Genomic DNA, 25,271 nt, shown 5'->3' with positions numbered 1-25,271 from the left:
TGCTTTAGAAGTCATCTCCGAAGAGATTGGGTTGAACATTGATTTCTTCACCTGCTTTCGGTGCGGTGGTGTGCTTGGGTGCGGTTGCCTTCGGCTGGTTCTGTCTGCGGAGTTCTCGGAGTTGTTCCTCCTTGTACTGCTCCAGAGCCTGTTCCTTTGCTTCGGCTCTCTCGGTATCGGTGAGTTCCTTTGCGACCGCTATCTTGCAGTTGACATTGGGGACATCCTCCAAATTCTCATCGTAATAGTGAAGGATTAGAGAGAACACGCTATCCGAGTCCATAATGGTGAGTCCGCTTTTCTGCACCTCGTGAGCCACATAGTTCAGAGCCTTTTCCAATGATTTGGCCGGATTTGCATATTTGATAGCGAGGATAGGGTCGCTTGCGCAACGCTCCTCCATATAGTTACGGACAACATCCATAACTGCGTTTGATGATTTCATTTCGTTTGCCATAGTCGTATATATTTTAGAATGTTAATACAACGTATATCATTGCGATAAGGGTCAGTATGCTGATGAGCCACCCGATACCTCTTATCATCGGTTTCACTACCACCCAAAGGACAATCCCGATTATCATTCCGAGTATTATCCCGACCACCTTAGTCAGCCGTCTTAATGCGGTATGAGCTGGTGATGGTGTGAAGCTCGTATTTCTAATATGTCGGTTATTCTGTGTCATAAGGCGATATTTTTTTATTTGATTTTCCGCTTAATGCGTCTAATCACTGTTTGAAGTATGTTCGCTCGTTTACTATCCCTGCGTGACGGGGAAATAGCGGGCTGTTCGCCGACGGCAGAAAAATACTACCCGTAGGGCTGGAGATTTTTCTGACAGGCGGCAAAAGAATAGCCCGTTCCCGGCACGTTATTCCATCACGAGCGAATATGCTTTCCAACAGTTGATTGCATTATGTTGAAATTGCCGAATAAACATAGAGCCGAAGTGCCTCTTTGGAGACACAGAATAACCGACATACGGAAATGTTTTTTCTAAAATCAGTCGAAGTGTTACCTACATGAAATTTGAAATGCCACACTCCCGGAAAGGCGAATGTATGCGACGGAATCAGGAAATGGAGGCTTGCCGTAATATACGGAGGCCGTCACGTTCTTTCGCATCGTGGAGTGCAGACAACGGAAGAGTGGCGCGACGGCTAAAAGAAACAAGCAATGGAGCGGGCGTTAAGAATACGGAGTTGCGGATAAGCAAGAGCAGGATTGGCGAAGCTCCGGCTCCGGCGTTCAGCAACTCGGTGTTTAGCCCGCTCTTAACATTTGGTAATGCGGTCTGCGGTAGAGCAGCCTCCGGCAAACGCCGCTGACGGCATTGCCATTACCTGACAATGCTTCGCTATGCGATGACAAGCTCAGCCGTCACGCCTCTCTGGAGTTTACATTGCTGAAAATCGCATCTGAATAAAGCATCTACCAGATTTAGCCTTGATTTTCTTGGAAACGCCAAAAATTATAGCTAATTTTGCAGTCAGCCTGTAATATAGGCTTAAATTTTAGATAAAACACAAAATGATACGCGAATTCTGGACTGAAAACTACCTGTCAATTCGGGAACGCCAAACGATGAACTTCGAGACGGACGGCGATGATGAAAACTGGATGAGTGCCGAAATCTCAAAAGGAGTTCATCTTGGCCGTGTGGGAATAATATTCGGAGCCAACGCTTCGGGCAAATCGAATATGCTCAAAGCGATGCAGAATGCTTTTGAACTTATGTTCATTGACCGTAAGGATCGAAATGAAAGAGTACATTCTGAAATGCCTTTTGCTTTGATCAAGAATCAGCCGACAAAGATGTTCGTGTCTTTTTATGCCGACGGTATCAGATATGATTATATGATTTCATATCTCGAAAGCCATATCATCAGAGAGGAATTGAATTACTATCCCAATAAGAGCAAGTCTCTGTTTTATGAACGCGAGTTTGCCGGTGAAGACAGACAATGCGAGATTAAATTTGGAACAAGCATCGGGATAAAGGCGAAGACCCTCCGGGTTCTGAAAGAGCATACTCTCAACAATCATTCGGTCCTCTCTACGTATGGAAAAGTGTCCTTGCCGGAAGACGCATGTAAGATTGCGGCACTGTACAATTGGATTAAGTCCCATGTACATGGAGTCAGCAATGACGGTGAAAGCCTCGTCTCTCTTTTGAAGGAAGTAAGTCAGGATGAGAAAAAGAAAGAATTCTTCATACAGATGTTGAAAAAGGCTGATTTCAATATTTCAAATTTCAGCGTCATATCGGATGGTGTCGAAAATCATGTGGAATTTGTAAATACATCAGATGAAGGTAACTTCATGTTGCCTCTCTCCACACAGTCTGCCGGAACAATTAAATATCTGGTTGATCTTAACTATCTGTATAATGCCATAACCGGAGACCATATCTATATGCTTGACGAATTAGGCGAGGATTTGCATTATGATCTGCTACTGTATTATATTCAGGTCTTCCTTGCCAATTCGTGCCAATCGCAGTTGTTTTTCACAACACAGGAGATGACATTGCTTTCAGAAGATCAGTTTAATGAAAACCGTCAATCAGTGTGGTTCGTAGAGAAGTCATCTGAAACGGCGGCATCTGAATATACCCGCGCTGACAAACTCGGCCTCCGCAGGGAACACTCACTCTACAATTCCTATCGTATCGGTCGGTTTGGGTCAAAACCTGTGTTGGGTTCGCCGTTCATCTTAAATCAGGAATGAGCCATGCCAAAAGTAAGGAAACAAACCACTGTGATTATCGGCGAAGGCCCTACGGAGTTCTTCTATCTCAATTCATTGAAGGATGAGTTCCGCCAGTTACAGAGCATCAAACCGGACACTCCGAAGAATACGAGCCTGCGTGAATTGGAACGCTCGATTGAATCTGCAATAGCAATCGGATATGACAGGATTTTTTGTCTTATCGACATGGACAATAAGAAGAAAGACCCGACAAGTTGGGCAGCCTATTCTGAATTGAAACGGAAATATCATGGCAAGAAGGTCCACAATGAGAAAAAGGGGCTCAATTATGAAGTCCGTTTCTTTGAGACTGACCGCTGCACTGAACTGTTCTTCCTTTATTATTTCAGATATACGGGACAAAATTATGCCGATTCAAAAAGCATAGAGGACGAGCTTTGCCGGATATGTGGATATGAAAAAACTCAACGGTTTTTCAGGACACATCCATTGCATCAATATTTCCAGAAGAAAGGCGGTGATTGGGTAAGGGCGATTGAGAATGCCCTGAAATCTGAGAAATGCCTGATTGACGGAGAACGGGATTATACCTATTCCGAAATAGGCTCAATGTTCAAAGAGCTGGGAATTGTCTGATTTTGTCAGTATAGTATGAAGTGTGTTCGCTCGTCAACACCACGGCACGATGGGGAAAAAGCATGGCTATCACAATAACTTAATTTCGGCAATAAGCAAGGTTCTATTGCCGAAATTAAGGAGGAGCGTGTTATTCCGAATTAATTCATATACCTTGCAGTGTTCAATGACATTGAACACCACGGTGTATTATAACTGGGATTGATGTAAAATGTGTCCCTGTTAAAAAAATGAATCCTGATATATTTGTAAAATTAGATTATTCTCCGCAATTTTGCATTATTCTCCAACACTCGGAGAATAATGCAAAATATCGTAGAACATGAAGGAGATAACAATCGCCGGACAGCAGATAGAGCTTCGGAATCTATCCAAGCAAGACCAAAAAGGTCTGTGGCTTGAACTCATTGCAAATTTCAAGATGATGCAGTTTGATTTCAATGGGCAGGTTATGCTTTTGCTTGTGGCCAAAGGTGAAATGGATTATACCAATGTGCAGCGTCGTAAGATTTCGGAAAGAATTGAAAGCATCAAGCATATTCCGGCTGTATTTTACTTTGACAATTTATTGACTTATGAGCGTGACCGATTAGTGGAGCAAGGAGTGTATTTTATCGTAGCCGATAAATTTGCATTTGTGCCTACCTTGATTATCAACAGGCTGTCAACAAAAAGTGAGATTAAAGAATTGTTTTATCCGTCAACACAATATATTCTTCTTTATCATCTACAGATCGAGAGCCTTGACGGTTTGTCGCTTAAAGAGTTGGAGGATAAAGTACCTTATAAATATAAGACAATCGCCAAATCCATAAAGCAACTTGAAGCATTGGGATTGGTTAGTCTGGAAGGCAGCAGGAATAAGAAACTTGTGTTTGAACTGTCAGGGAAAGAACTTTGGGATAAGGCGTCAACCAATCTAATTGATCCAATCAAAAGCATAGAATACACATCAGATGTATTTCCCGAAGGAGATATTGGCGGAATCTCGGCTCTGTCGCATTACTCAATGCTCGCCCCGGAGGATGTCCCGACAAGAGTTTTGACTGCGGAGTGGGTGCGTGAACATAAATACTCCATACCCGAATTGCACTCTTTTGAAGATACACAGCGCATCGAGATATGGAAGTATCCGCCGTCAGGCACTTCCGGCTATGTGGATAAATTGTCATTGTTCCTGACATTGAAAGATGATAACGACCCACGGGTTGAGAAAGAAATTGCAATAATGATGAATAAAATAAAATGGTAGGAGGACTTGAAAAATTCAGGGAAGCGTTTGCCGACTTCTCTGACAACTTTGTGATTATCGGAGACACAGCCTGCGATGAAGTCCTTTCCGAACATCCCTCAAACGAGCACTGAGATTCCAAGAGAGACAAGATAATTGAGATTTGACAGCAGTATAACGGCTAATATGCTGATTCCGATTGCAGAAACTTTAACATTTAGGATAGCGTGTACATCGCGGAAAATGATTAAATTTGCACTATCGGATGAAAAATGACGAAGAACATTGAAACACTGTCGTGTGCGTAACGTGTACACCACAGGAAGAGCAATGCCAACAACTTGATTATCAATGCAAAGTATAAGATTCGCCAACCCCAGGCGGATCACAGAAGGGTCACAATTATGTGGCCCTTTTTTCATGCCTGTAAGTGACTGATGTGCAAGTGTTAGCAATTTTATAAAATCTTGATTTAGAAAGATTTAGCACAAACAATAATTCCTGCCGATAGCCAAAGTTAGCATTTGTTAGTTCGGAATTAGCACATTATCTTTGGTACAAATTTCGTGGATGTACCACAAAAAAGTACCACAAATGTACCAGCTTTTCCATCAAATATCAGCCATTGTCTCCTGCCCCGGTCTTGCCATAGCGACCGGAGCCTGTTCAGAGTGCCAACTCTCTGATATTTGCTATTTTGTGCTAAATGTTTCCAAAAGATTCGGGGCGTGCAACAGCCTCGTTGCCGTATGCGTTGGAATGGTATGTGGTACACGTGTGGTACATTTCCCGGAATTTGTGGTACACGCTTTTTCGTGTACCACATCACGAGAAATTTTAATGTATCATTCTTAAAATCTTTTACTTATGGCAGGAATACCACAGATTAAGATTGTTTTCGACCGCCGCAAGAAGGCATCGGCCGTCAACCCCGGCACCGTTGAGATTGAGGTGTCGTACAACCGTGAGCGCGTCCGTCTCTCCACCGGCGTCGCTGTCCTAAAACAGCAGTGGAGCGGCAAGGAGGTAGTCAACCACCCTCAGGCCGACCATCTGAACGAACAGATACGCCGTGTCTATGACGGTATCCATGAGAAGATGTCGTCCATAGCTTCGACAAAGGGCGAATACGACCTGTCGCTTCTCAAAAAGGTCAAGAAAACAAAGTTGCAGGGTTCGTCGGCAAGTTTCCTCGACTGGCTGGAGGAACGTATCGACATGCGCCCTGTCACGGAGTCAACACGCAAGCAGCACAAGGTCATGCTCAACTGCCTGCGCGACTTCGGGCTGATACGCTTTTTCAGCGACCTCACCCCGAAGAATATCAGACTATGGGACGATTTCATACGCAAGCGTGTGACAGCCCAGGCATCGGTTCATGGCTATCACAAACGCCTCAAGCCCTATATCGTGGAGGCGATACAGTTTGAGAAGCTGGAGTCCAACCCCTACGACGGCATGAGGATTTCCCGAGGAAAGTCGGAGGGTATAAAATTCCTTACCGAAGAGGAACGTGACCGTGTGGAAGCCCTCGAACTCTACGGCATGACGGAGAAAGTGCGCGATATGTTCATTTTCTCGTGCTACACGGGGCTGGCATACTCCGACCTCGTGAAGATAAAGAAGTCGGACGTGTTCAGGCAGGGCGATGACTACTGCATACGCGACAAGCGTATGAAAACCGGTATGCCCTATACGATTGTGCTGTTGCCTAAGGCGATAGCCATACTGAAAAAGTATAATTACGACCTCAATCTGATGAGCAACCAGAAATGCAACGACCAGCTGAAGATAATCGCCAATCTTGCCAAGCTGCACATCAACCTGACAATGCACGTCGGCCGCCACACGTTTGCGACGTGGGCGTTGACAAAGGGCGTGGGCATCGAGACTGTGAGCAAGATGCTCGCCCATTCCAACGTGACAATGACCGAGAAATACGCCCAGGTGCTTCAGACGAGCGTCATACAGGGCTTCGGTAAACTCAAATAATATCTGTCGTAACACAGACACAGCCGTCACTTCTTCCGGGAGGTGGCGGCTTTCTCTTTTGCTGACAGTTCAGAGCGTAGCCGCTCAATCTCCTTTGCCTGTTCATCAATCCGTTTTTCCAGTCGTTCAAGCCGGTTATTCATCGGCCCCATGAAGGCGGTCATGTTCTTTATTATCTCCGCCATGTCAGCAAGGATATACGAGAAGCGGTCAAACTGCGGAGGCTCAGGATCCGACTCCTGCTGCCGTGCAGCTGTCTCCTGTATCATGTTTCCATTCCCGCTCCATATCCATTCAAAACTCAGGAGTGGATATATGCTGCAAAGGCTCTTGACAAAGCGTTCCGACACGTTGGATTTGCCGGTTATCACCTGAGATACGACACTTGGATTGTAGCCCATCTTTTCCGCAATGGCACGGTTGGAGTTGAACAGCCTGTTGTCTTTCAGCCATTCCATCGCCTGTCTCACTCTTTCTCTTATGCTGTCCATAAACTTGCGTTTATATTTTCTAATAAATTTGATTAGGTATTTCCAATAATAACACTTCAAACAATCATTTAGCACGATTAGTTTGTTAGTGTTATTGCAACTACCTAATTTAGATTAATTATTTCTAATCGCAAAGATAATCATTTTTCTAAATATAGCTAATGGTTGCTAACAGAAAAAATGTCAAACAGCTTATAAACGGATACGACTATGAGTGAAGACCGGCGCATAACAATGAGGCTCACGAGGATTGAGAACACCCTTGAAGAGATAAAGCGGAACATCACCGCACCAATGCCTCCTGACAGGAAGATAACCGTGCGTGAGGCAGCCGAGATAATGCACTGTTCAGACCAGCGTGTGCGCGATGCCATACACGACGGATCACTTAAAGCGGAGCGTAACGGACGGCGTTTTTTCCTCTCTCTTTACGATGTGAGGGCGCGAGCCGGATACGCAACACTTGAAAAAAAACGGCAGACCTGATTCATTTAATCTTAAAGGACGAAATTATGACTACACAACAGATCAAGGAGATTGACTCCAAGTGCCTTAACGACTATCTCGCCACATTACCCCATACAGACCACCGTTTTTTCGTGACAGCGGTAGTAAGAGCCTGCGGAGAAGGCATCAAACGCAAGACATTCTACAACTGGAAAGCCGGATGCTGCTGCATACCCTCCTTCTGCAAGAAAGAGATAGAGAGGATTGCCGGATGTGTGGTGTTCCCGAATGAACTCTATGTGACAGACCGCGATGTTGACACTTCATGTGGAAAAGCCTGAGGCTCACGCACCAACTCCCATATATATGTACCCCAAGAATATAAACAGCCGAAATGAACCGTTCATGGATACCCGTAATGCACTATCTCCGCAACGAGGAATGGCTCTACTCCGAGAGCCGGATGGTACATCTCTGGCTGGAGATACTTTTTCGCGTGCTGAGAGCCAAAGGCACATACCCCATAAAAGGCACAACAATAGACATCCTGCCCGGTCAGTTCGTAGCCTCGACACGAAAACTGGCCGCCTCAATCGGAGCGGACAAAGACACAGTAGGAAGATACATGAGGATTTTTGAAGCGCAGAAGTGGATACGGAGACTTGAAATAGGCAACGCGACACTATACACGGTGCTTGTCATGGATCAGATACCCGGCTTTTCAATCATGGCTTCACAGGATACAGCGGCTATCGGGGCTTCTTCAGAAGCTCAATCCCCCACAAATGGGGACACTTCTTCCGACACTGTTGGGGACACCTTTGGGGACATATATTATATCAATGATTCGGTAAAAATTACCGAAGTAGTTGAAACTTAAGTTAATATCTCGAATTGTCAAATACAAATGAATCGCCAAAGCGTTCATTATAAAAATCTTATACCATGAACGTATTGGCGATTCTCAAAGACTTCACCTTTCGGTGTAAGTCGGTATTTGAAAATACTACAACCAAGATGAGCAAAAGGTTCCTCAACTGGCTGATTTTAACAATACGCACTGTGGCGTTGATTCCGGGCAAAGTCAATTTTACCCGGCTGTCGCGCTATGGCGGTCGTACAGCCAAGACCTTTGCTTCCAATTTCAAGACATCCGTAGACTGGATGAAAGTCAACATAGGTATGGCGCAGGATTGTTTTGAGCCGGCCGATGACATGGCAGTGGCAATCGATCCGTCGTTCATTTCAAAGTCAGGCAGACTGACGTATGGCATAGGCCGTTTCTGGTCAGGGGTGGCACAACGTGTGAAACGCGGTCTGGAGATAATGGCGATCGGGGCAATAAGTCTGAGTAAACATACATGCGTGATGCTCGGTGCTGTCCAGTCACCGAACTTCAGGACTCTTGAATCTGAGAAACAAATGTCAATGCTTGGCTGGTATGTGGCACTTGTCAGGTCAAAGGCGACAGAGCTGCTCTCACTGACGGATATTCTGGTTGCCGATGCCTTCTTTTCCAAATATGAATTTGTGAATGAAGTGATTGGCATGGGATTTCGATTTGTCGGGAGATTACGTGCCAACTCATATCTGAGGTATCTGGCCATACCGGATTCCTCCGCCCCGCGAAGACGCGGCAGAAAGAAAAAGTATGGAGAGAAAGTGGATTTCTCCAACCTTGACATGTCCGTGTTCACTTCATTCATATATGAGGATTCCAAAGGAAACAAAAACCGATGTCACACGGCGGTCGTGCATTCGAGGGCATTGAAACGCGACATCCGTATCGTGGTCTGTCCGGTTGAAAACGCAGAGCCTCTTCTTTACTTCTCTACCGACACCAATATGAGGCCTGAAAAGATCATCGGTTTCTACCGCACCCGCTTTCAGATTGAGTTCGGTATACGCGATGCCAAGCAGTTTACCGGACTTCAGTCACAGCAGACCCGCGACAGGGAGCGGCTTGACTTTGCGTTCAATCTTTCCTTCACTGCCCTCAATGTCTGCAAAGAGGTCATAAGGAAGGATTATCCGGATCTTTCGGTAGCGCAGTTCAAACGGCTTATGTTTGAATCTTATCTCGCCTCAACAATTATTTCGACTTGCGGAAAATCTCCGCATCTAAAAATAATTCAGAAAATAAATCATCGGTTGACTCAGTTAGCGGCTTAGCCTAGGATGAACAACCTAAAATTTTACCGAATCATTGTTATATATAATCTGCCTTAATATGCATTGTTGAGAAACATTGGGGATTTGAGTTTTACAAGAATATTTTTGGTCGTATTTCAGATATTCTACATCTCTATTATTTGTGGATAAAATGCGGATAATACAGAAAATGCAACTTATTTCAGTTCTGATTCAATATCCTCAATTGAGGGTAATGAACTCTTGAACTCATCGGGAATAAATTTTGTGAGCTGAAATTCAGCCACTCCGATAGGTTGCGATGAGGATTCGAGGGCATATTGAGCAAGCACATTGTCTTTGTCCTTGCATATCAGCAGCCCGATTGTAGGATTATCCTGTTTGGTTTTGAGGATATGATTGACGGCTGTCATATATGTTCCAAGTTGACCGATGTCGCCCGCTCCAAATGTGGCGGTCTTGACCTCTATCACACAATAAGCGTGCAATTTAATGTTATAGAACAACAAATCAATGAATTGCTCCGTATGCCCTACTTTTAATCGGTATTCCTGGCCAACATAAGCGAAGCCGGAACCCAGTTCAAGAAGAAATCGTGAAATGTTAGCCATAAGAGCTTTTTTCAATTCACGCTCTTTATATGGCTCCGTCATCTCGGTAAAATCAAAGATATACGGGTCTTTTGTCAGTTCTTGTGCAAGGTCGCTATTGGGAGCAGGAAGCAAGCGCGAAAAACTTGTCAATGCCTTTCCCTGCCTTAAATGCAGATTTGTGTCAATGAATGAGCGTAGCACCCCTCTTGACCAACCATCCTCAACAACTTTCCTTACATAAAACAACGCTGCATCATAGTCTGACTTTGAAAAATATTTGTCAATAATGGTGCAATGATGTCCCCACGGAACAGAGAACAATATTTCAGCCGGGGTGTCGGATAAATTGCCAACAGCTTGTTGGCATATCTCTCCCTCAGAATTGCCAACAAGTTGTTGGCAATTTGCAGCCGCATGACTGTAAAGAAGATACATCTTCTTCATGTACTGCAAATTCTGTCGGGAGAAGCCCTCCGCTTCGGGGATTGCGTCTTTAAGGTCTTGGCTAAGAAGCTTGTAAAACCCCGTGCCGTATTTGTTTTCAGCGTCACGAGCCACTATGTCACGACCCAACGACCAATAGAAGCGCAGCATCTCTTGGTTTACCCGTGTGGCTGCCTTAATCTGACTGCTACGGTAGCGTTCTTTTAACTCATGTATCCACCGTGCGTATTCGGCATCGGTTTTAATCAGTTTGCTCATGCCAAATGCTTGAAAATAATTCGGCTTAGTCAGCCATTATGAGGAGGAAATATGATGTTCTTGGCACTCTCCAACATGGTGGAAAGCACCTTACGCTGTGATTCCGAGAGTTTTGGCGTAGGCAATTTGCCATTGCGCTCCGCTTCCTCGGTGAAGATTCTTGCATCTTCGCCCCAAAGTTCGGGGGATGTTTTAATTGTCATTGCCATAGTTTTATCTCCTTTTACTAATTCAATTACAAAGGTACAACAAATTTCTCACATAATCAGCTTAATAGGCTGATAAAATAACATCAGTCGAGCAAGCTGACAAGTTCTTTTTTCATATCCTCGTCAATCTCCCTGTATCTGGCGAAAGCCTTGCTGCCCTCTTTATGCCCTGACAAAGCCCCAACAAGACTGGGATCCTTGACTTTCTTGTATAGATTGCCGATGAATGTACGCCGTGCCACATGGCTGCTTGCAATCTCATTTATCGGGCGTTTCTCCTCTTCCCCGGTCTTTGGATTGCGGACAGTCACCATTCGGGTTATCTCGCAGAGAGTGAATATCTTTTTTATTGCCTCGTTGTATTTCTGTGCGCTGATGAAAGGAAACAGTTTCTCAGCTCCTTTGGCAGAATATTTCTCCACCAATTGCCGTGCGCGTGTATTAAGTGGCACTCGTACAACCCCCGGGCGTTCATTCTTGGTCTTGTTGGGGATGTACTCGATTGCACCGTTTATGATGCTTCCCGACGTCATTTCCAACAAGTCCGACACTCGGCAACCGATAAGGCACTGAAAAACAAATATGTCGCGTTGCACCTCCAAAGCCGGTTTATCCGACAGGTCGAAATCGGCTATCAAATCGCGCTCCTCTATTGTGATATAGTAAGGAGTGCCGTATTTCTCACTGCCTATACCTGTGAAAGTTGCGAACGGAGTACGGTCGAGATAGCCACGTCTCACACACCAGTTGAAGAAAGCCCGAAGCCTTTTTAGTATCCCTATGACAGAATTCTCGCCGCGTTTCTCCGGGCGACGGGGCTTACGTGCAGTCTCAACGACATCAGAGGCGGTCTTGTATATTGAGGGATATTTGTCATAAATTTTCGGCTCATTGACCACAAATTCCTTGAACCGCTCTATCTCAGCGGAATCAAAGTCGTTGAGAATAAGCGTGAACTTTGTCCGGGTCGTTTTCTGCCTGTACAGCTCAAAGCGACGCAACAGTCGGGCAAGCACCTTGTAGTGGCCTGACAGTGGTGCGCCGTCAAGATGCTTGTCGAGAAATTCATTGAACACATCGAAAAACGACATCTTCTTCAGAGCGGCCTCAAACAGTTCCGGGTGGTGGTGACGCAGAATAGCGTCCTCGAAAAATTCTTTGGAGAGAGACTTTTGTGGTGTGCTTACACAGAGTGAAATCAGTCGGCTCTCCAAAGATATCAGATTGTCATTTATTATTTGTAACTTTGCCAGTGTCTTTCGGTCTGCGCGTGGCATAATGATCTTACCGTCACGAAAACGGGTAGCCTCAACAAAGATGCCGCTTTTCAGGCGCAGACGCAGTTCGCGCGACACCGACAGTCGCAACATGATTTCAGCTTCGCCATTGGCGTTGACCTTAGAGGATAGAGAGCGTGTTATGGTTGCCATATTCAGAGAGATTATTTTGATGTGGTACAAAATTACTGAATTTTGTCCACACGACAAAATTTTCGTCCACGCTTTGTCCACATCTTCTGCCTCTACTTGCGCCCCGATGATTTCCAAAGTTCAATGTTGCAAATGGCTTTGTTACGATAAGATGCTGACAATCAATCAATGCATGATAATTAGCTTTGAACGCTAAAATTCATTACGATTCAATGCGATTCACAAATGTCACTCCCAGGCGGATCACAAGGAAGTACGGACTTCCACCGCAAAACACTGAAAATCACTTGATTTCCAGCGTTTTTCTTTTTACCCTATCCGGCATAATACAGCGGAGTTCGGCACATGAGCGTGAGTTTTGCGTGAGTCACACGCATCGTGAGGCAAATGACTCACGATTGCAGTAACCGGTGAGTGAGTCACCTGCTGTTCAGTGTTTTACTGCGATATGCAGTCCAGATACGGGAGGCTCAGGGTTCATGGCTCCACCCTCCGGCCCCACTTTTCAAAGCACAAAGCCCGTAAATTAACATCATTTAAGGAATGAGCGTGCAACGGGTGTTTTTCGGGACGGATTTAACATTTGAGGATGTTTCCTCCGTGCTTTTCCGTGAGTTGCAGGGATATTTTTGACTCACGCAGTACGCCGGACGCTTACTGTCACACAACATACATTCATACTGTTCTTTGCCTGTTGCAAATCCGGCAGAAAATGATTATATTTATATAACCATTAAACCCACAACAGTATGAAGGATTCATTTTTTACGCTGACTTTCTTTCCGAGGAAGCCGCGTTCGGAAGGCAACGGGGAGTACCCCATCTATGCGAGAATAACAACCGAAGGTCAGAAGACCGAGTTTACAATCGGCAGGAAGGTACATCCGTCCAACTGGGACCAGCGCGCCCAGAAAAGTGCGGGACGCTCCCGCCGCGACTTAGAGCTTAACAAGTATCTTGAAATGGTGCGCTCCCGTTTCTATGAGATACACAACCGCCTGCTCAACGAGGGCCGTTACATCAATCCGCAGATAATGAAGAACCATTATTTCGGTATGGTGGAAAAGCCTAAGATGCTCTGCGACGTGTTCCGCGAGACAAACGTGAAGCGCAGGGAGGAATATGAGCGCGGTGACATCGGCTACGCCACTTTCAGCCACTGGGAGCGTTGTGTCACCTATCTGGAGGAGTTCATCGCCCTCACTCACGGAGGCGACAGGGATATAGCCATAAAGGATGTGACAGCCGGTTTCGTGCAGGATTTCGAGCATTTCCTGCGTGTGAGCAAGGAGTGCGCCAACAATACCGCTGTCCGGTATCTGCGCTACCTGAAGAATGTGATCCAGTATGCCATCGCCAACAAGTGGATCAGCGACGACCCGTTTCTTGGAAAGCGTTTCAAGCGCACTAAGGCGGACCGCGGCTTCCTCACTGAGCCGGAGCTGAAAAGCATAATGGCTCTCGACCTGAAGGCTTTTCCAAGACTTGAATGTGTCAGGGACACTTTCGTGTTCTGCTGCTTCACAGGGCTGGCGTTCATTGATGTCAAGACGCTGAAACGTTCAGACATATCGGCTGACGCCAACGGCAATATGTGGATAAGGAAGAACCGTGAGAAGACCGAGGAGCTGAGCGTAATACCGCTCCTTGACGTGCCGCAGACAATCATGCGCAAATACAGCGGTCACCCTGTCGTGCTGACAACCGGTGTGGTGCTTCCTGTGATGTCGAACCAGAAAGTCAACGCGTATCTCAAGGAGATTGCCGACCTTGCGAAAATCTCCAAACATCTCACGTCACACATCGCAAGACATTATTCAAATTTTTATCGGCTTGCTGTTAATGAGTTACCGAGATTTACGGTTTAATAGGTAACGATTTAGAAACGAGCGAGATGCTTTGTTCGGCCTGATTTTGCATCAATTCAAAAAACGCTTTTCTTCAATGCAAAGGTAAGTTTTTTATTTGGATTTTCGTGTATATAATTCAGGGAATTACATAGAATTATTTTCGTGCAACAACTTTTTATGAGGTTTGCACTATGCCGTATTTATTCGTTTTGCGATATCGTGTCGGAGGATTGATGTAGAGTATTCTCGCTACTTCGGTCTTATTGCCATTGCATGATTCCGATTTACCATTGAAGAGTCTCCGCTACATAAGTCTTGAATATTTTTGTGGTTATTAGTTTTGCAAGCCACGTAAGAATGGTGAATGTGGTAGTCGATAGACATATATGCTGTCATTGCCTTTTATTTCTTTATCATTGAGAAGTGAATGTTGACGGTAATTGAACCCCAGATAATCTACAATCAGTAATTGTTTGCCTTCTTTCCAACATTTGGCATAGCTGGGAGACTCATCATAAATGAATGTGTCAAGCCAACTGTATGATAGCTGTTCCACATTATTGCCGTAGGTTATCAGATAGGAATATTTTTCAAAATCCCATTGACCCACATTGTCTGCAATACGTAAGGTGCTCTCGTTTATGCCACGGTATGATTGCAGAGAAATGCTGTCATGCAACAGGGCGAATCCATAAGGATAGAACAAAGTATTGGCATTGTCTTTACTATCCGGATTCTTAATGCAGCATATTTGTTGATAGCTTATGTCATGACGATAGCAGACAGTCGCACCCATTATTCCAAATAGCACTATAATCGTCAGAATGATGATTTTCTTAGGTTTCATCGTTTCTTTATGTAAATACATGAGGTATATATCAATAGCACAATCGAGTGGACTCCGTTAAGTAATAGAAGATAGAACCACCATGTAAATCCGGCTCCACCATGATTGTTGAAAATCAAGTTATAGCCAAGTATGGTATTGTATAGGAACATAACCAGTAGATTGCTAAAAGTTGCCTTTGGTCTGATTCGGTGGCATAGCCACGTTGAGATTAACGACAAAGCATAGGCTATACCAAGAATTACCGTGTCCTCATTAAAACAACATTGTGCAGTAACAACCACCATCAGCATTGCCACAGCCGTCCATGCTATCCAGAATCGTTTATCGATCAGTTTCATATTCATTATTCCTATAAAAAAGAAAAGTGTGGTAATTTCTGTACTTTGGGCTCGGCTAAATTTAGCGAAACATTATCAAAAAGATTGATTCTATTGGAATCAAAATCCATAAGGCGCAAAAGATATTCAGCCTTATCGCCATACCAGTATTTAAATATCTTATCATCCCACTGTATTATATTGTCTGATATTGTCTTGCATATGTCGTTAGCTGTTTCTTTATCATCGCGATATAAAGCAATCCCGTAAAGCAGTTCATATATTTTCATTTGAAGCACAAAGTTACTTCTTATCCCAACATGATTCGATATACATGATTTCAGGTATTTTCTTAATTCTGTGAAAGATACATCCTCTGAATGACTGTATGAAATCTGCGATTGATATAAATGCAACGCATCATCAATTTCATTTTCAGCCATATCCTCAGGGAGAATATAGTCCATATTCTTATTATCGAGGATCGGTTGAAGAAACGACGGATAGCCAAGACACGCTCTCAAAGATTGTCGCCATAATGGATAAATAGAGAAAAACAGTTTGTATCCGGTTCGTCCCGGAACTTTTATAAGATTCATACCCATAAGTATACAATCTATATGATAGCCAACGATACTTGGAGTGATACTTCCAAGATTAAAAGTATCACACATGATTTTCATAAACTGTCGCTTATTCATATGCCTTATGGTTCATTTGGTTCAAATCAATTCTTTCGGCTGTCAATATGCTGTCTTTCTGATAAGCGGTTAATGGGCCTAAATAAATATCTCCGGCTTCCAGCTCCCGGTTCTGTGGTTTTATAATCCAAAATATGTCGCCGGATTGTTTGAGTACGATATATTTTTGGTTCCACCAGGACTGTTTGATATGAGGGATAAAATTAGGCGATTCTTTATATCCAAGTTTCTCAGCAAATATCGGATAATCCGTTTCCTTTTCTCCATACAACCCCTCTCCATATGTAAATACGGAATAATTGTCGGTTATGTCGTGCCTGTCACTGCACGCCATCAAGAAGGGCGCTAAAATAATCACTATCCAAAATCTTTTATCGGTCAGTTTCATCGCTTGTGTCTTTAATTGGTGTGAAAATCGGTAGCCCAACATTCATAATCGCAATAACGATTTCCTGCTCATTATCGCAATTCCTTGAATATCGTATTTCATAGCCTTCGCGTTGTCTTTTATTAAGATAATCATGCAACTCTTTTCGATTAGTTATCATGTAATCAGAGACATTTGTGAAGACCATAGGAAAATCATCATAATCACTGTTGGGTGTATGAACATATAACGAAACCTGACAACCTAAGTCCCGTTGAAAACAAACATGCCCCCAGACTTGAAAAGGCATAGTAATATTAATGGCATTTGATTTGAAAAGACTTAACTGTCTAAACAATGCATCAAGGTGGAGTTTAATTTCATTCCACCGATTAAGAACATAACCATCAAAGTGGATATGTGCAAAATCATACTTTGCGGCTCCACTTTTTAGATTTATAATAAAATTCTCGGCTAAGTTCCTGTTGAATAGATTACGGTAATATCTCTTTAAGCCTCGTCTTTTCATTCTATGATATAATCTTCAGTGGTTAATATATCAACGATGTGTTCGGCTGTCTTTATTGCATAGTGAGTCACGTTAAGAGAAGTGCCATACAATACTTTCATCCCCGTTGCCATGATTTCTTTCAAATAAGAGGAATTTTCAACAATATATAGAGGCTGTAAAGTCAAGCCATCCATAACCTCTGTAATTCTGAAATGTTCCAAAGTCACGCGATATGCGAACACTTCTTTGAACTCAACTCTGACTATGCCTTTGTTGTCGAACCGTTCCAGCTCGACAATAAGATCCGTAGCATTGTAGTCTATTGAGTTGATTGAACACTCGCAATCAATCAAATTTATAGGATGGTATATTTCACTGTTCATTTCCATCTTTAATCAATGATGAATAATCCTTTTGTATCAGGTACGTTGCTAATCTTCCCTGCATATATAACTTTGCCGCATAGCCCAAGGGCACTTGTCGCCCGCTACGACGAATGGCCGCTACATAGACCGGGATATTTATGATTGGGAACATGACCAAAACCGAATATAACACATTTACACGATACTGTGTCAGTTCATACTGGTTATATCTGAATCTGATATAATAGAGGTTCAGCAGATATACGTTCACATAGCCTAATGTCAGGAAATACAATAGTCTCAGTCGTTTACTACGGACCACTGACACAAGCCATTTGTATATCTTTGGCGAATACATTGTCAGCCATAATGTAAAATTGGAGAAAAGCATGAGAATTATCCCAAATGCTCCAAATATTTTCAACAATGTCAATGACTTATCCATCGCACCAAACAGGCATACTATGACAGTCGCCAACAAACACCATAAATCAATGGTTAGCAACACGGCAAACACAATAAAGAGCCAAAAGAATAACTCATTGACCGTGTTTCCTAATCTGTTCCAAAATCGTTTATCAGTCAGTTTCATTATTCAATGTGCAAGTGATTAGATTTGTCGGTTCTATTGACAAACCGGTATAATTAGACCTTATTAGTTCATCTGTCAACCTTTCAGAAATAAAGATTGTACTGTCGAATGGAAATGGGAAAAACAGATCCCAAGTTGTGCTTTTATCGCGTAGCGCAAGTGAATTAAAAGTTACACCAAAAGCCCCGGTCTTATCCTTTAATTTTAATTGCTGATATTGACTGAATGACTCCAATGTTATAGGCTCTTGTGGGATAGTCCACTCTGTCCGAATAAAAGATGATTTTTCATAATCTATTGAATCGACAAATGATGGCCCATATAAATGCACCCACAAATATTCCCTAACATCTTTATTGGTTTCTACTGTCACCGGAAAAATTTGATGTGGCATGACATTGAAATGCCTGATACATTCATATAATTCAGGAGATATAAGCATATCGCAACCCGGTCCGGCTGTTGTTGAGAGAAAGTCAGATATTACGGCACCTCTCCTTAATTTGAACCTCAAATCAGGATTACACGACAATTTATTCCACGGACTTATTTGAGACGCAGTGAAAGGTCTTAGGCATTCCACCTGTGGATATTTCTTGCCTGTTTCTAAATCGTGTGATAGCTTATAGAATTTCATTGAAGAATTTTTGAGTCTGGTTATTGTAGAGAAGTTTGCAACTCATGAATCTAAGTCAATACTCATCCAATAAATGAGCTTGTTGAAAATTTTAGACATACGAGAGTCAACAACAAATGAATTGCCAATTTTATCAGCTATAGTCCATTGTTCGGCTATGCGTTGGCGAAGAATATCAAAAGGTATTACAGTTGAAATCATCGCTGTGATTTCTCCTTGATTGTCTGATTTCCAATAGTGTGTATAGTCTGAAAAATCAACTTCGGAAGACGAGTCATCTCCAACAGTCTGATATAGAAATTCCTTTACATCATCTATCGGTAGCCGATAATTGTTAGTGATAATCCTTACCCTATATGATTTGCGGTAATCGCACCATAAATCAAATAACAGACGGAGTTCTCTGTTGCCATGATAATCAGACATGATTCTTTTGTTGTCTTTCAAAGAAATCAGACTTGCCACTTTGATGAAATCATCGACATTAAGCTGGTAATATGTCGTTGGTATTTGAAGAACCGCCTTTAACAAATCTCCTTCATAAAACTCACATTCAATTAGTATATCATCTTCAATAAGTCTGATAGCCAATGGCAGAGTAAATCGCAACCCTTTTTCTTGACTCACCGCAAGGTATATATCAGAATTGCTATAATCGCAAAGTTTCTTCTTACTTAGACAGTCCAACTCCATAGTAAGGCGGTCTGACTGCAAATCATCGCCAGACGGCTGCCGGAGCCAAGTCCACTCACCAAGCTCAAGCAGTGACTTATTCAATATCTCATTCTTCATCTGCGATATAAGGATATAAACGGTCAACAATTTTGAATCTGTATGATGTCGAGAGTAACCAGTCGGCTTCTTCCAACTCTTCTTCATCAACGTCGTTTTCATCAGCCATTGATTGAAGATTTACAGCACGTTCAATAAATATGACCTTGAAGTTCTTTTCTTTCAACCCTAACGGGATTATTTCAATGGCTTCATTGATTGTATCGGCCTTGACTAAAATGTTGGTCCATGCTCCGATATATTTGCTAACAGTAGTATCGCAATCGGATGTATCAATAAGATCATTGAAATTATAGCCTTCAATAGCTTCGATATTGACAAATATATGCCAAAGGTTCTTATATTTTTCGTTGTCGCAATCCATTATCGGTAGTTTTCAAGATCAACGGATAAATCCTTTACAAAAGTATCAAGATCTACAATCTTTCCAGTGTCTTCATCCGATACAGGGAAAACAGAGATTGGGAAGTTGTTATCGCAAATAATGTTAATCACTTCATTTTCAAATTTATTCAGATCTATTGAAACGACATCGAATCCGACTGTTTTCCCACACAGATATATCTCCACATATTCCTTGAAAGGCCATATCGGAAGCATTTGGCATCCGTTACCGACAATCAGACAATAACTGCCATCACTTGAGATAATAGTCCACAAGCAGTATGCGTCGGCAATTCGCTTGATGGAATATCGGTAACGCACTTCCGCAGATTTGTCAAGTAGTGCAGATATTTCTTTATCGGTCAGTTTCATGATATTACATTTTTATCAATTTCATTATCCCTGCTTTTCTTATTGATTAGATGATAGCCAAAGAAAGCCAATACAAGTGACGGAATAAACATGACGATTGCCGGTCCCACGAGTAAATATACAAATACACAAGCATCAATTATTCCGTCTTCTATGGCATGATTAAGACTATCATATTCTATATAATGCGCAACGGCTAACATCAAGGCCCATAAAATCATAAATATGATTTCATAAACAATACCGAATACAAACCAATGTTTACCATTAGCAACCAGCCAAGCAACCAGCCCGGATAAAAGAAATAACGATGAAAAATATACAGTTCTTTCAAACGGGATAGGCTTATCGAATAGAAACCCAACAAGCAGTATTAGTCCGATGGCATATAAAAAGGTAAATGCCTCAAATTTCCAGAATCGTTTATCGGTCAGCTTCATTATTGTTGAGGAGTTTTCGGGTTGATGTTATTATGTTTTTCCATGATGCCGTATCAAGTTCGAAGGAAATAGCGCGGTCATAATCCCAGTCAAGACCTTTGCCATCAGTAGCTTTCCGGGTGGGCAAAATCTCCAAAGTGCGGCTGTCGTGTTTCAGAAGCACACCTGTGGAGTGTTGGTAAAGCTGTCGCCATGAGCGTTGCTTCATGGCTTTGATCAGTTCCGCGTTTTTCAGCTCCACATATTTGCCATGCAGACTTGCATGGAATATTTCCATGAGAGTATTCTCAAATTCTCCGTTACTACAGCCTATGGGGAGGAATTTAATCGGGAGATTCGCTGTGACATTATATACTGTAACAAATATATATTCCTTGTCGGTGCGGTAAATACTACACCTTCCAGAGCCATCCAACTCCGGGCAGCTGTCGTTGTATTTTCGATTGATTTTTCTCCACCGGTATAGAGCCAAAATAATCGCAGCGAGGACGAATATTGCGACCGAACCATACGACGGGCCATCATAATATTCAAACACCGTCATATTATTCTCCGGGTTGTCTTTCTGATATACCACACCTATGCTGTCGCCAACAGCAAAACCATTGGCATGCATACCACCTTTATATGTTACACCGTTCACTGTAAATTTGTAATGTATTATAGGACCACTGTTGCCTATATAGCCGATATTTGAAATCACAGTCGATGTATGTTCCGGATTTGCCGACAATGCATTGTATTTGCGGTTTTGGAAATACATACCTCCAATAAGAAAAGGCACAAGAATCAGCAACATAGCACCAAATGGCAAGCGAGTTTCACCCCGCCGCCCAAAGAAAAACCGATATATTTTGCTGTCTGATTTCATTTTTTACCCATGTTGGTGTACTACGAAGGTTTCCAGTTTGCTCTCATCAAGATTGATTAGGGCATCGACTTCATCGCTTCCACCATCTTCAATCCAAAACAGTTGACCATTATCTTCAAAATTGCCCAATGAAATATAATGCTCAATAAGCTTCTTGCTGATGAGTATAACCATAGCAAAATGCGTTCCATCCCGGTCTTTCCAACCGAAATATTGACGGCGATATTGTTCATACGGATATACTATATATTCCAGCCAGCCTCCGGGATGTTCTATAAGGTATTCACCATTGGTAGACGGCTGTATGGAATCGGCGAAATGCTTTATCAATATTTCACGAGCCTTTTCATATTGCGATTGTGTGAGCTGATAAAATTCAGAACGGCTTATTCCAGAGGAACCAATATCTTCATCAACATAATCGCTTATAATTACATCATCGGCCTCCTTTGGAATCGCAATCATATAATTCTCAATCGACGAGCCTTCCTGAATCTTACTCCATCTATCTTTCCTACTATCATAAACATAACTGCCATATTCATAATTCATAGATAACGTATAAGCGTTTTTATCGCAGGAATATCCGAGATGAACATTATCATTTATGAACAGGCTATCGTTATCGATGTTGACATTAATGTCGCTCAAATCTTTAGGATATTGTCCGTGTCTGGCGTGGAAATCCTCAATTTTGTCAATAACTTGGTTTTCGGGATAATTCCTGTCACTCACAGCCACATATAGCAAGCCTGTGCCAAGTATCAACAATGCCACATATACCAGTCCTTCAATTTTCAAGATTTTCGATTTTACCTTGCTTGATAATTTCTTCAAGAAAAGAAGAGGAATTTGAGATATTATGAAGATAACCGTTGTTACAATCAATGCTCCAATGAAACGAGGGCCTACATATTCCCGCCAAGGATGAAGGTCAATGTTTAAAGCTTGCTTTCCAAGCCCCATAAGAGTAAAGAACAGAGCGAAGAACAGCCCGGACAGCAGAAGCATCAAACATACAATCTTGAAAAGATACAAGCCTGGCTTCGGCCACTTTACCATAAGGCCGACAAGCAGGATAATAACGCATATAATTATAATAATCTGAATCATACTCTATTTTGAGATTTTGATGACAATAAACCATAAAAGGAATACTAAACCAGATGATACGACAATGGAGAGGATTGTCAAAGGAATTACCCACGGCCAACTCTTGTAATAGAATGCCTCTAAGGACGTTAAGCCCGTTACAACGGTAGGAGCTTTTTCCTTTGCTTCACTGAGTGATTTATATTGAGTTATGCTGTCAGTTTTAGTGTCAATGACAAAATAATGCTCTCTTGGAAAAAACTCAAAAGACTGTTCTCCATAAAACGAATCACCTGAGACCTTGATTTTTGCAACCAATTCCACGATGCGCGTTCCGTCTTTGCGGACATATCCTGTGAAATATTCGCGGTCGAAGTCATCCGCAAGGGATTCTATCTGATAACCGTTAGGCAAATCGGCCTTATAGTATCCGTCCATTCCGCAACCGGTGTCAAAGATTGATGCACAGGCGAAACCTCCGATTAGACAAGTGAAATAGAACGAATATATAAACACGAATGGCGATAACAATGCCAATATGGTATTACGTTTCCGATGCTTCCTGCTTCGCCAACATACAATCCCAGCCAATGGTAGCGCAATCACCACTGCCAGCAAAGTAAAGATAACCAGTTGTATTATTATGCTGAATAATATCATTGTTTTAGCGGTTTAATAATCAAAAAGATAACATATACCCATAATGCAACAGTTACACTCCATGACCCAATAGTCCATTTTCGCCTGATTGTCATCGGTAGATTCATAAATTCACGATAATAGCGTTTAGCTCTTTTCCCATCAACCATAAACTGCATTATGACAAGTATAGCCAGTGAAATCCATACCATAGTAAAATTCTTCATGAGGAATATCCATGAGAATATAATCGCAATATATATGCCGACGTCCAACGGTCGATAATCCCAGAAATTCGGAAGATCATATCTACGGGAGCGTGACATCGACATTATGACAAAGGCACGGAATCTTATAACGGCATTTAATATATTATCTATCCGGTGTCGGATTCGTTCTGCGGATCTATTTCGGTTGCACCAACGCTTGATGTAGGTGTAGCTGTCGCTGTTCCATCCGCTGCGGAACACACAATGATGCTTATTACTGTGAGCTTCCTTTATTATTGATAAAGCTTCGTCCTCCTGTTTGTTATGGATAAGAGCCATGAGATAAAGCAACCTGTCGGGGTCATAATCCATTTTTGTTTCATCAGGATAGAATGTATCGGCATCGGGATTTTCAGAAATGAATCGTGAGATTTCGGTATCAGCTTGGCTGAAAATATGTTCATACAAATCCTTCATTTCGGAATCACCGGACTCTTTCGGGTCAATTAAATTCTCATATTTTGCCAACACCATTCCCGACAACGCGTAAGCTCCAGTACCGCGCAGACTAATGGGCGCATCGATACATTCCAGTGAATCCCATATTTCCCACCAAAGAGTATCTGCATACATCGGCTTGACCGTCAGCTTTGCTTCGTTTGGAAACGCTGAACCGTTTGCAAAAAAGTAAAGGCAGAAGAAATAGCCGCCATCAACTTTGAAGTTGATGTACGCACTCTGCCGGAAGCCATGCTCCCGGCTCACGTTGCGCCTTAGATCAGCCGCCGTTTTCTTTAATGCCTTACCTTTCATTCAATCATTTATTTTAATATTTGCCGATAAAAAACAGCATCTGGCTCCACTTCTCCGCAAGTGACAAGATTATAACCAGACGGGATATAAATGGTGTCGCCTATGGTGACAATAGGGGTCGGCACATTCAGATTACCACTAAATTTCCATTCTTTCCCGTCATTATTTCGACGCAAACCTCTTGATGTTATCCACGGCCCGAAAGTAGAGCGCAAAAAAGTATAGTCTGATTCAAAACATATCACATCGTCCAGTTCCACAACAACCGTATCTCCAACGGATACGATTGTATGTTCTCCCCACCAAATTAGAGTGTCCTGAACCTCTTTCGGCAGTTCAGAGAACATCACAGGCTCACCATCGTTATAGTCAATACTTCGGGAGCAACCGGCGATTACGATTAATGACAATATTGCCGTCGCGATGGCTATATGAATTTTCTTAACTTTCATTTGATAATCCGTATTGTTACTAAATTCAGCAGAATAGCTCCGGGAATGGAGATAATTGCGAAACCTATTGCGATCAGGACAATCCATCCGTTTTCTCCGTTGAGGAAATTAAAAGCCGCTATAATGAAATTAACCCCGATAGTGGATAAATACGCTGCGATGCCTAACAGATAGCTTTTCCTGTCAGGGATGATAAGCCACGCTATCAAAGCCCCGATTATCCAAAACGAAATGATTGTGACAGGAATCCCCCAAAAATCCAACCACTTCTCGCCTGAAACCATATACCACAATCCGCAAGCGATAGCGAAAGTCAGTATGCCGCTAATAGTCGCCACACCAATAAATTTGCCAGTGTTCTTATCTTTCAGTTTCACTGGCGTCTTTTAAAATCTGTTAATGCGAAATTGTTAAACTCTGTA

At 42.6% G+C, this 25,271-nt stretch carries 34 protein-coding genes and 1 pseudogene; 10 read left to right on the top strand and 25 right to left on the bottom strand.

Annotated features, from left to right (window positions below):
• Positions 1-4 precede the first annotated feature (4 nt).
• Together EZ315_RS08905 and EZ315_RS08900 are read right to left on the bottom strand one after the other, a co-directional pair.
• Entirely contained in the window at positions 5-457 is a 453-nt protein-coding gene (locus EZ315_RS08905) for a PcfK-like family protein (protein ID WP_135471741.1), read from the bottom strand.
• 13 nt (positions 458-470) lie between these two features.
• Positions 471-686, bottom strand: coding sequence for a hypothetical protein (locus EZ315_RS08900; protein ID WP_135471740.1), 216 nt, complete (start codon positions 684-686; stop codon positions 471-473).
• 344 nt (positions 687-1,030) lie between these two features.
• On the opposite strand from EZ315_RS08900, the gene EZ315_RS16860 reads away from it, so the two are divergent.
• The 5 genes from EZ315_RS16860 (at position 1,031) to EZ315_RS08875 (ending at position 6,572) form a co-directional block, all read left to right on the top strand.
• The gene (locus EZ315_RS16860) at positions 1,031-1,165 is read left to right on the top strand and encodes a hypothetical protein (protein ID WP_262709753.1); all 135 of its coding nucleotides are present in this window, start codon (positions 1,031-1,033) and stop codon (positions 1,163-1,165) included.
• Between the two features lie 366 nt (positions 1,166-1,531).
• Positions 1,532-2,731, top strand: a complete 1,200-nt coding sequence (locus EZ315_RS08890; RefSeq protein ID WP_107037032.1) for an AAA family ATPase — start codon at positions 1,532-1,534, stop codon at positions 2,729-2,731.
• Positions 2,732-2,734: 3 nt separating this feature from the next.
• Positions 2,735-3,349, top strand: a complete 615-nt coding sequence (locus EZ315_RS08885) for an RloB family protein (RefSeq protein WP_068960721.1) — start codon at positions 2,735-2,737, stop codon at positions 3,347-3,349.
• A 322-nt stretch (positions 3,350-3,671) separates the two neighbouring features.
• The gene (locus EZ315_RS08880; protein ID WP_107037031.1) at positions 3,672-4,601 is read left to right on the top strand and encodes a hypothetical protein; all 930 of its coding nucleotides are present in this window, start codon (positions 3,672-3,674) and stop codon (positions 4,599-4,601) included.
• Between the two features lie 846 nt (positions 4,602-5,447).
• On the top strand, positions 5,448-6,572 hold the full coding sequence (locus tag EZ315_RS08875) for a site-specific integrase (protein WP_123397146.1): 1,125 nt from the start codon (positions 5,448-5,450) through the stop codon (positions 6,570-6,572).
• A gap of 26 nt (positions 6,573-6,598) precedes the next feature.
• On the opposite strand, the gene EZ315_RS08870 is transcribed toward EZ315_RS08875, so the two are convergent.
• Positions 6,599-7,063: a hypothetical protein gene (locus EZ315_RS08870; protein WP_135471738.1), complete on the bottom strand. Its 465-nt coding sequence runs from the start codon at positions 7,061-7,063 to the stop codon at positions 6,599-6,601.
• 210 nt (positions 7,064-7,273) lie between these two features.
• On the opposite strand from EZ315_RS08870, the gene EZ315_RS08865 reads away from it, so the two are divergent.
• The 4 genes from EZ315_RS08865 to EZ315_RS08850 all read left to right on the top strand — a co-directional run bounded on the left by EZ315_RS08865 (position 7,274) and on the right by EZ315_RS08850 (position 9,682).
• Positions 7,274-7,549, top strand: coding sequence for an excisionase family DNA-binding protein (locus EZ315_RS08865; RefSeq protein ID WP_104404123.1), 276 nt, complete (start codon positions 7,274-7,276; stop codon positions 7,547-7,549).
• A gap of 26 nt (positions 7,550-7,575) precedes the next feature.
• Positions 7,576-7,851: a hypothetical protein gene (locus EZ315_RS08860; protein WP_123397144.1), complete on the top strand. Its 276-nt coding sequence runs from the start codon at positions 7,576-7,578 to the stop codon at positions 7,849-7,851.
• Positions 7,852-7,904: 53 nt separating this feature from the next.
• The gene (locus tag EZ315_RS08855) at positions 7,905-8,390 is read left to right on the top strand and encodes a hypothetical protein (protein ID WP_135471737.1); all 486 of its coding nucleotides are present in this window, start codon (positions 7,905-7,907) and stop codon (positions 8,388-8,390) included.
• 65 nt (positions 8,391-8,455) lie between these two features.
• Complete coding sequence (locus tag EZ315_RS08850; protein ID WP_135469735.1) at positions 8,456-9,682, top strand: transposase; 1,227 nt, start codon at positions 8,456-8,458, stop codon at positions 9,680-9,682.
• A gap of 176 nt (positions 9,683-9,858) precedes the next feature.
• Here the strand turns inward: EZ315_RS08850 and EZ315_RS08845 are convergent, their stop codons facing one another.
• From EZ315_RS08845 to EZ315_RS08835, 3 genes are all read right to left on the bottom strand, one after another.
• Positions 9,859-10,956 carry a PDDEXK nuclease domain-containing protein gene (locus EZ315_RS08845; protein WP_135471736.1) on the bottom strand — a complete coding sequence of 366 codons (1,098 nt, stop codon included), beginning with the start codon at positions 10,954-10,956 and terminating at the stop codon, positions 9,859-9,861.
• A gap of 29 nt (positions 10,957-10,985) precedes the next feature.
• On the bottom strand, positions 10,986-11,165 hold the full coding sequence (locus EZ315_RS08840) for a hypothetical protein (RefSeq protein ID WP_135471735.1): 180 nt from the start codon (positions 11,163-11,165) through the stop codon (positions 10,986-10,988).
• Positions 11,166-11,248: 83 nt separating this feature from the next.
• Entirely contained in the window at positions 11,249-12,595 is a 1,347-nt protein-coding gene (locus tag EZ315_RS08835) for a site-specific integrase (protein WP_135471734.1), read from the bottom strand.
• 749 nt (positions 12,596-13,344) lie between these two features.
• On the opposite strand from EZ315_RS08835, the gene EZ315_RS08830 reads away from it, so the two are divergent.
• A complete protein-coding gene (locus EZ315_RS08830) occupies positions 13,345-14,463 on the top strand; it encodes a site-specific integrase (protein WP_135471733.1) in 1,119 nt (372 codons plus the stop codon).
• A gap of 157 nt (positions 14,464-14,620) precedes the next feature.
• On the opposite strand, the pseudogene EZ315_RS08825 reads toward EZ315_RS08830, so the two are convergent.
• The 19 genes and pseudogenes from EZ315_RS08825 to EZ315_RS08735 all read right to left on the bottom strand — a co-directional run.
• Positions 14,621-14,713 (bottom strand): annotated as a pseudogene (locus EZ315_RS08825) (hypothetical protein); the annotation flags it as partial.
• 66 nt (positions 14,714-14,779) lie between these two features.
• Positions 14,780-15,292 (bottom strand): hypothetical protein, encoded by a 513-nt coding sequence (locus EZ315_RS08820; RefSeq protein WP_135471732.1) that lies wholly within the window; start codon positions 15,290-15,292, stop codon positions 14,780-14,782.
• Positions 15,289-15,633 carry a hypothetical protein gene (locus EZ315_RS08815; RefSeq protein WP_135471731.1) on the bottom strand — a complete coding sequence of 115 codons (345 nt, stop codon included), beginning with the start codon at positions 15,631-15,633 and terminating at the stop codon, positions 15,289-15,291. Before EZ315_RS08815 ends, EZ315_RS08820 begins: the two co-directional genes overlap by 4 nt.
• Before the next feature lie 11 nt (positions 15,634-15,644).
• On the bottom strand, positions 15,645-16,313 hold the full coding sequence (locus tag EZ315_RS08810) for a hypothetical protein (protein WP_135471730.1): 669 nt from the start codon (positions 16,311-16,313) through the stop codon (positions 15,645-15,647).
• Positions 16,306-16,701: a hypothetical protein gene (locus EZ315_RS08805; RefSeq protein ID WP_135471729.1), complete on the bottom strand. Its 396-nt coding sequence runs from the start codon at positions 16,699-16,701 to the stop codon at positions 16,306-16,308. Before EZ315_RS08805 ends, EZ315_RS08810 begins: the two co-directional genes overlap by 8 nt.
• On the bottom strand, positions 16,685-17,209 hold the full coding sequence (locus EZ315_RS08800; protein ID WP_135471728.1) for a hypothetical protein: 525 nt from the start codon (positions 17,207-17,209) through the stop codon (positions 16,685-16,687). Before EZ315_RS08800 ends, EZ315_RS08805 begins: the two co-directional genes overlap by 17 nt.
• Complete coding sequence (locus tag EZ315_RS08795; protein WP_135471727.1) at positions 17,206-17,574, bottom strand: hypothetical protein; 369 nt, start codon at positions 17,572-17,574, stop codon at positions 17,206-17,208. Before EZ315_RS08795 ends, EZ315_RS08800 begins: the two co-directional genes overlap by 4 nt.
• Positions 17,564-18,148 (bottom strand): hypothetical protein, encoded by a 585-nt coding sequence (locus EZ315_RS08790; protein WP_135471726.1) that lies wholly within the window; start codon positions 18,146-18,148, stop codon positions 17,564-17,566. The genes EZ315_RS08795 and EZ315_RS08790 overlap by 11 nt, the downstream gene beginning before the upstream one ends.
• A complete protein-coding gene (locus tag EZ315_RS08785; RefSeq protein ID WP_135471725.1) occupies positions 18,135-18,785 on the bottom strand; it encodes a hypothetical protein in 651 nt (216 codons plus the stop codon). The genes EZ315_RS08790 and EZ315_RS08785 overlap by 14 nt, the downstream gene beginning before the upstream one ends.
• Before the next feature lie 42 nt (positions 18,786-18,827).
• Entirely contained in the window at positions 18,828-19,577 is a 750-nt protein-coding gene (locus EZ315_RS08780) for a contact-dependent growth inhibition system immunity protein (protein ID WP_135471724.1), read from the bottom strand.
• Entirely contained in the window at positions 19,567-19,941 is a 375-nt protein-coding gene (locus tag EZ315_RS08775) for a hypothetical protein (RefSeq protein WP_135471723.1), read from the bottom strand. Before EZ315_RS08775 ends, EZ315_RS08780 begins: the two co-directional genes overlap by 11 nt.
• Positions 19,941-20,333 (bottom strand): DUF2750 domain-containing protein, encoded by a 393-nt coding sequence (locus EZ315_RS08770; RefSeq protein WP_135471722.1) that lies wholly within the window; start codon positions 20,331-20,333, stop codon positions 19,941-19,943. The genes EZ315_RS08775 and EZ315_RS08770 overlap by 1 nt, the downstream gene beginning before the upstream one ends.
• Positions 20,330-20,773, bottom strand: coding sequence for a hypothetical protein (locus EZ315_RS08765; RefSeq protein ID WP_135471721.1), 444 nt, complete (start codon positions 20,771-20,773; stop codon positions 20,330-20,332). Before EZ315_RS08765 ends, EZ315_RS08770 begins: the two co-directional genes overlap by 4 nt.
• Positions 20,757-21,536 (bottom strand): hypothetical protein, encoded by a 780-nt coding sequence (locus tag EZ315_RS08760; protein ID WP_135471720.1) that lies wholly within the window; start codon positions 21,534-21,536, stop codon positions 20,757-20,759. Before EZ315_RS08760 ends, EZ315_RS08765 begins: the two co-directional genes overlap by 17 nt.
• 111 nt (positions 21,537-21,647) lie before the next feature.
• Positions 21,648-22,757 carry a hypothetical protein gene (locus EZ315_RS08755; protein WP_135471719.1) on the bottom strand — a complete coding sequence of 370 codons (1,110 nt, stop codon included), beginning with the start codon at positions 22,755-22,757 and terminating at the stop codon, positions 21,648-21,650.
• Between the two features lie 3 nt (positions 22,758-22,760).
• Entirely contained in the window at positions 22,761-23,174 is a 414-nt protein-coding gene (locus tag EZ315_RS08750) for a hypothetical protein (protein ID WP_135471718.1), read from the bottom strand.
• Between the two features lie 218 nt (positions 23,175-23,392).
• Positions 23,393-24,397 carry a hypothetical protein gene (locus EZ315_RS08745; RefSeq protein WP_135471717.1) on the bottom strand — a complete coding sequence of 335 codons (1,005 nt, stop codon included), beginning with the start codon at positions 24,395-24,397 and terminating at the stop codon, positions 23,393-23,395.
• Between the two features lie 8 nt (positions 24,398-24,405).
• Entirely contained in the window at positions 24,406-24,849 is a 444-nt protein-coding gene (locus EZ315_RS08740; protein WP_135471716.1) for a hypothetical protein, read from the bottom strand.
• Complete coding sequence (locus EZ315_RS08735; protein WP_123485476.1) at positions 24,846-25,226, bottom strand: hypothetical protein; 381 nt, start codon at positions 25,224-25,226, stop codon at positions 24,846-24,848. Before EZ315_RS08735 ends, EZ315_RS08740 begins: the two co-directional genes overlap by 4 nt.
• Positions 25,227-25,271 lie beyond the last annotated feature (45 nt).

It is taken from the genome of Duncaniella freteri, from assembly GCF_004766125.1.
In the GTDB taxonomy this organism is placed as follows: Bacteria; Bacteroidota; Bacteroidia; order Bacteroidales; family Muribaculaceae; genus Duncaniella; species Duncaniella freteri.
Note: the sequence above shows the minus strand (reverse complement) of the source record. Positions and strands in the feature narration are given on the sequence as shown.

What these genes read in the sequence shown, in the direction of transcription:
- EZ315_RS08850 (WP_135469735.1), top strand. Translation starts at nt 8,456, where the DNA reads ATGAACGTATTGGCGATTCTCAAAGACTTCACCTTTCGGTGTAAGTCG.
- EZ315_RS08810 (WP_135471730.1), bottom strand. Translation starts at nt 16,313, where the DNA reads ATGAATAAGCGACAGTTTATGAAAATCATGTGTGATACTTTTAATCTT.
- EZ315_RS08905 (WP_135471741.1), bottom strand. Translation starts at nt 457, where the DNA reads ATGGCAAACGAAATGAAATCATCAAACGCAGTTATGGATGTTGTCCGT.
- EZ315_RS08750 (WP_135471718.1), bottom strand. Translation starts at nt 23,174, where the DNA reads ATGGACGGATACTATAAGGCCGATTTGCCTAACGGTTATCAGATAGAA.
- EZ315_RS08830 (WP_135471733.1), top strand. Translation starts at nt 13,345, where the DNA reads ATGAAGGATTCATTTTTTACGCTGACTTTCTTTCCGAGGAAGCCGCGT.
- EZ315_RS08765 (WP_135471721.1), bottom strand. Translation starts at nt 20,773, where the DNA reads ATGAAGCTGACCGATAAACGATTCTGGAAATTTGAGGCATTTACCTTT.
- EZ315_RS08845 (WP_135471736.1), bottom strand. Translation starts at nt 10,956, where the DNA reads ATGAGCAAACTGATTAAAACCGATGCCGAATACGCACGGTGGATACAT.
- EZ315_RS08860 (WP_123397144.1), top strand. Translation starts at nt 7,576, where the DNA reads ATGACTACACAACAGATCAAGGAGATTGACTCCAAGTGCCTTAACGAC.
- EZ315_RS08755 (WP_135471719.1), bottom strand. Translation starts at nt 22,757, where the DNA reads ATGATTCAGATTATTATAATTATATGCGTTATTATCCTGCTTGTCGGC.
- EZ315_RS08880 (WP_107037031.1), top strand. Translation starts at nt 3,672, where the DNA reads ATGAAGGAGATAACAATCGCCGGACAGCAGATAGAGCTTCGGAATCTA.
- EZ315_RS08855 (WP_135471737.1), top strand. Translation starts at nt 7,905, where the DNA reads ATGAACCGTTCATGGATACCCGTAATGCACTATCTCCGCAACGAGGAA.
- EZ315_RS08740 (WP_135471716.1), bottom strand. Translation starts at nt 24,849, where the DNA reads ATGAAAGTTAAGAAAATTCATATAGCCATCGCGACGGCAATATTGTCA.
- EZ315_RS08835 (WP_135471734.1), bottom strand. Translation starts at nt 12,595, where the DNA reads ATGGCAACCATAACACGCTCTCTATCCTCTAAGGTCAACGCCAATGGC.
- EZ315_RS08865 (WP_104404123.1), top strand. Translation starts at nt 7,274, where the DNA reads ATGAGTGAAGACCGGCGCATAACAATGAGGCTCACGAGGATTGAGAAC.
- EZ315_RS08885 (WP_068960721.1), top strand. Translation starts at nt 2,735, where the DNA reads ATGCCAAAAGTAAGGAAACAAACCACTGTGATTATCGGCGAAGGCCCT.
- EZ315_RS08900 (WP_135471740.1), bottom strand. Translation starts at nt 686, where the DNA reads ATGACACAGAATAACCGACATATTAGAAATACGAGCTTCACACCATCA.
- EZ315_RS08770 (WP_135471722.1), bottom strand. Translation starts at nt 20,333, where the DNA reads ATGAAACTGACCGATAAAGAAATATCTGCACTACTTGACAAATCTGCG.
- EZ315_RS08760 (WP_135471720.1), bottom strand. Translation starts at nt 21,536, where the DNA reads ATGTATTTCCAAAACCGCAAATACAATGCATTGTCGGCAAATCCGGAA.
- EZ315_RS08805 (WP_135471729.1), bottom strand. Translation starts at nt 16,701, where the DNA reads ATGAAACTGACCGATAAAAGATTTTGGATAGTGATTATTTTAGCGCCC.
- EZ315_RS08890 (WP_107037032.1), top strand. Translation starts at nt 1,532, where the DNA reads ATGATACGCGAATTCTGGACTGAAAACTACCTGTCAATTCGGGAACGC.
- EZ315_RS08780 (WP_135471724.1), bottom strand. Translation starts at nt 19,577, where the DNA reads ATGAAGAATGAGATATTGAATAAGTCACTGCTTGAGCTTGGTGAGTGG.
- EZ315_RS08745 (WP_135471717.1), bottom strand. Translation starts at nt 24,397, where the DNA reads ATGAAAGGTAAGGCATTAAAGAAAACGGCGGCTGATCTAAGGCGCAAC.
- EZ315_RS08820 (WP_135471732.1), bottom strand. Translation starts at nt 15,292, where the DNA reads ATGAAACCTAAGAAAATCATCATTCTGACGATTATAGTGCTATTTGGA.
- EZ315_RS08875 (WP_123397146.1), top strand. Translation starts at nt 5,448, where the DNA reads ATGGCAGGAATACCACAGATTAAGATTGTTTTCGACCGCCGCAAGAAG.
- EZ315_RS08785 (WP_135471725.1), bottom strand. Translation starts at nt 18,785, where the DNA reads ATGAAATTCTATAAGCTATCACACGATTTAGAAACAGGCAAGAAATAT.
- EZ315_RS08815 (WP_135471731.1), bottom strand. Translation starts at nt 15,633, where the DNA reads ATGAAACTGATCGATAAACGATTCTGGATAGCATGGACGGCTGTGGCA.
- EZ315_RS08800 (WP_135471728.1), bottom strand. Translation starts at nt 17,209, where the DNA reads ATGAAAAGACGAGGCTTAAAGAGATATTACCGTAATCTATTCAACAGG.
- EZ315_RS08870 (WP_135471738.1), bottom strand. Translation starts at nt 7,063, where the DNA reads ATGGACAGCATAAGAGAAAGAGTGAGACAGGCGATGGAATGGCTGAAA.
- EZ315_RS08790 (WP_135471726.1), bottom strand. Translation starts at nt 18,148, where the DNA reads ATGAAACTGACTGATAAACGATTTTGGAACAGATTAGGAAACACGGTC.
- EZ315_RS08795 (WP_135471727.1), bottom strand. Translation starts at nt 17,574, where the DNA reads ATGAACAGTGAAATATACCATCCTATAAATTTGATTGATTGCGAGTGT.
- EZ315_RS08840 (WP_135471735.1), bottom strand. Translation starts at nt 11,165, where the DNA reads ATGGCAATGACAATTAAAACATCCCCCGAACTTTGGGGCGAAGATGCA.
- EZ315_RS08775 (WP_135471723.1), bottom strand. Translation starts at nt 19,941, where the DNA reads ATGGATTGCGACAACGAAAAATATAAGAACCTTTGGCATATATTTGTC.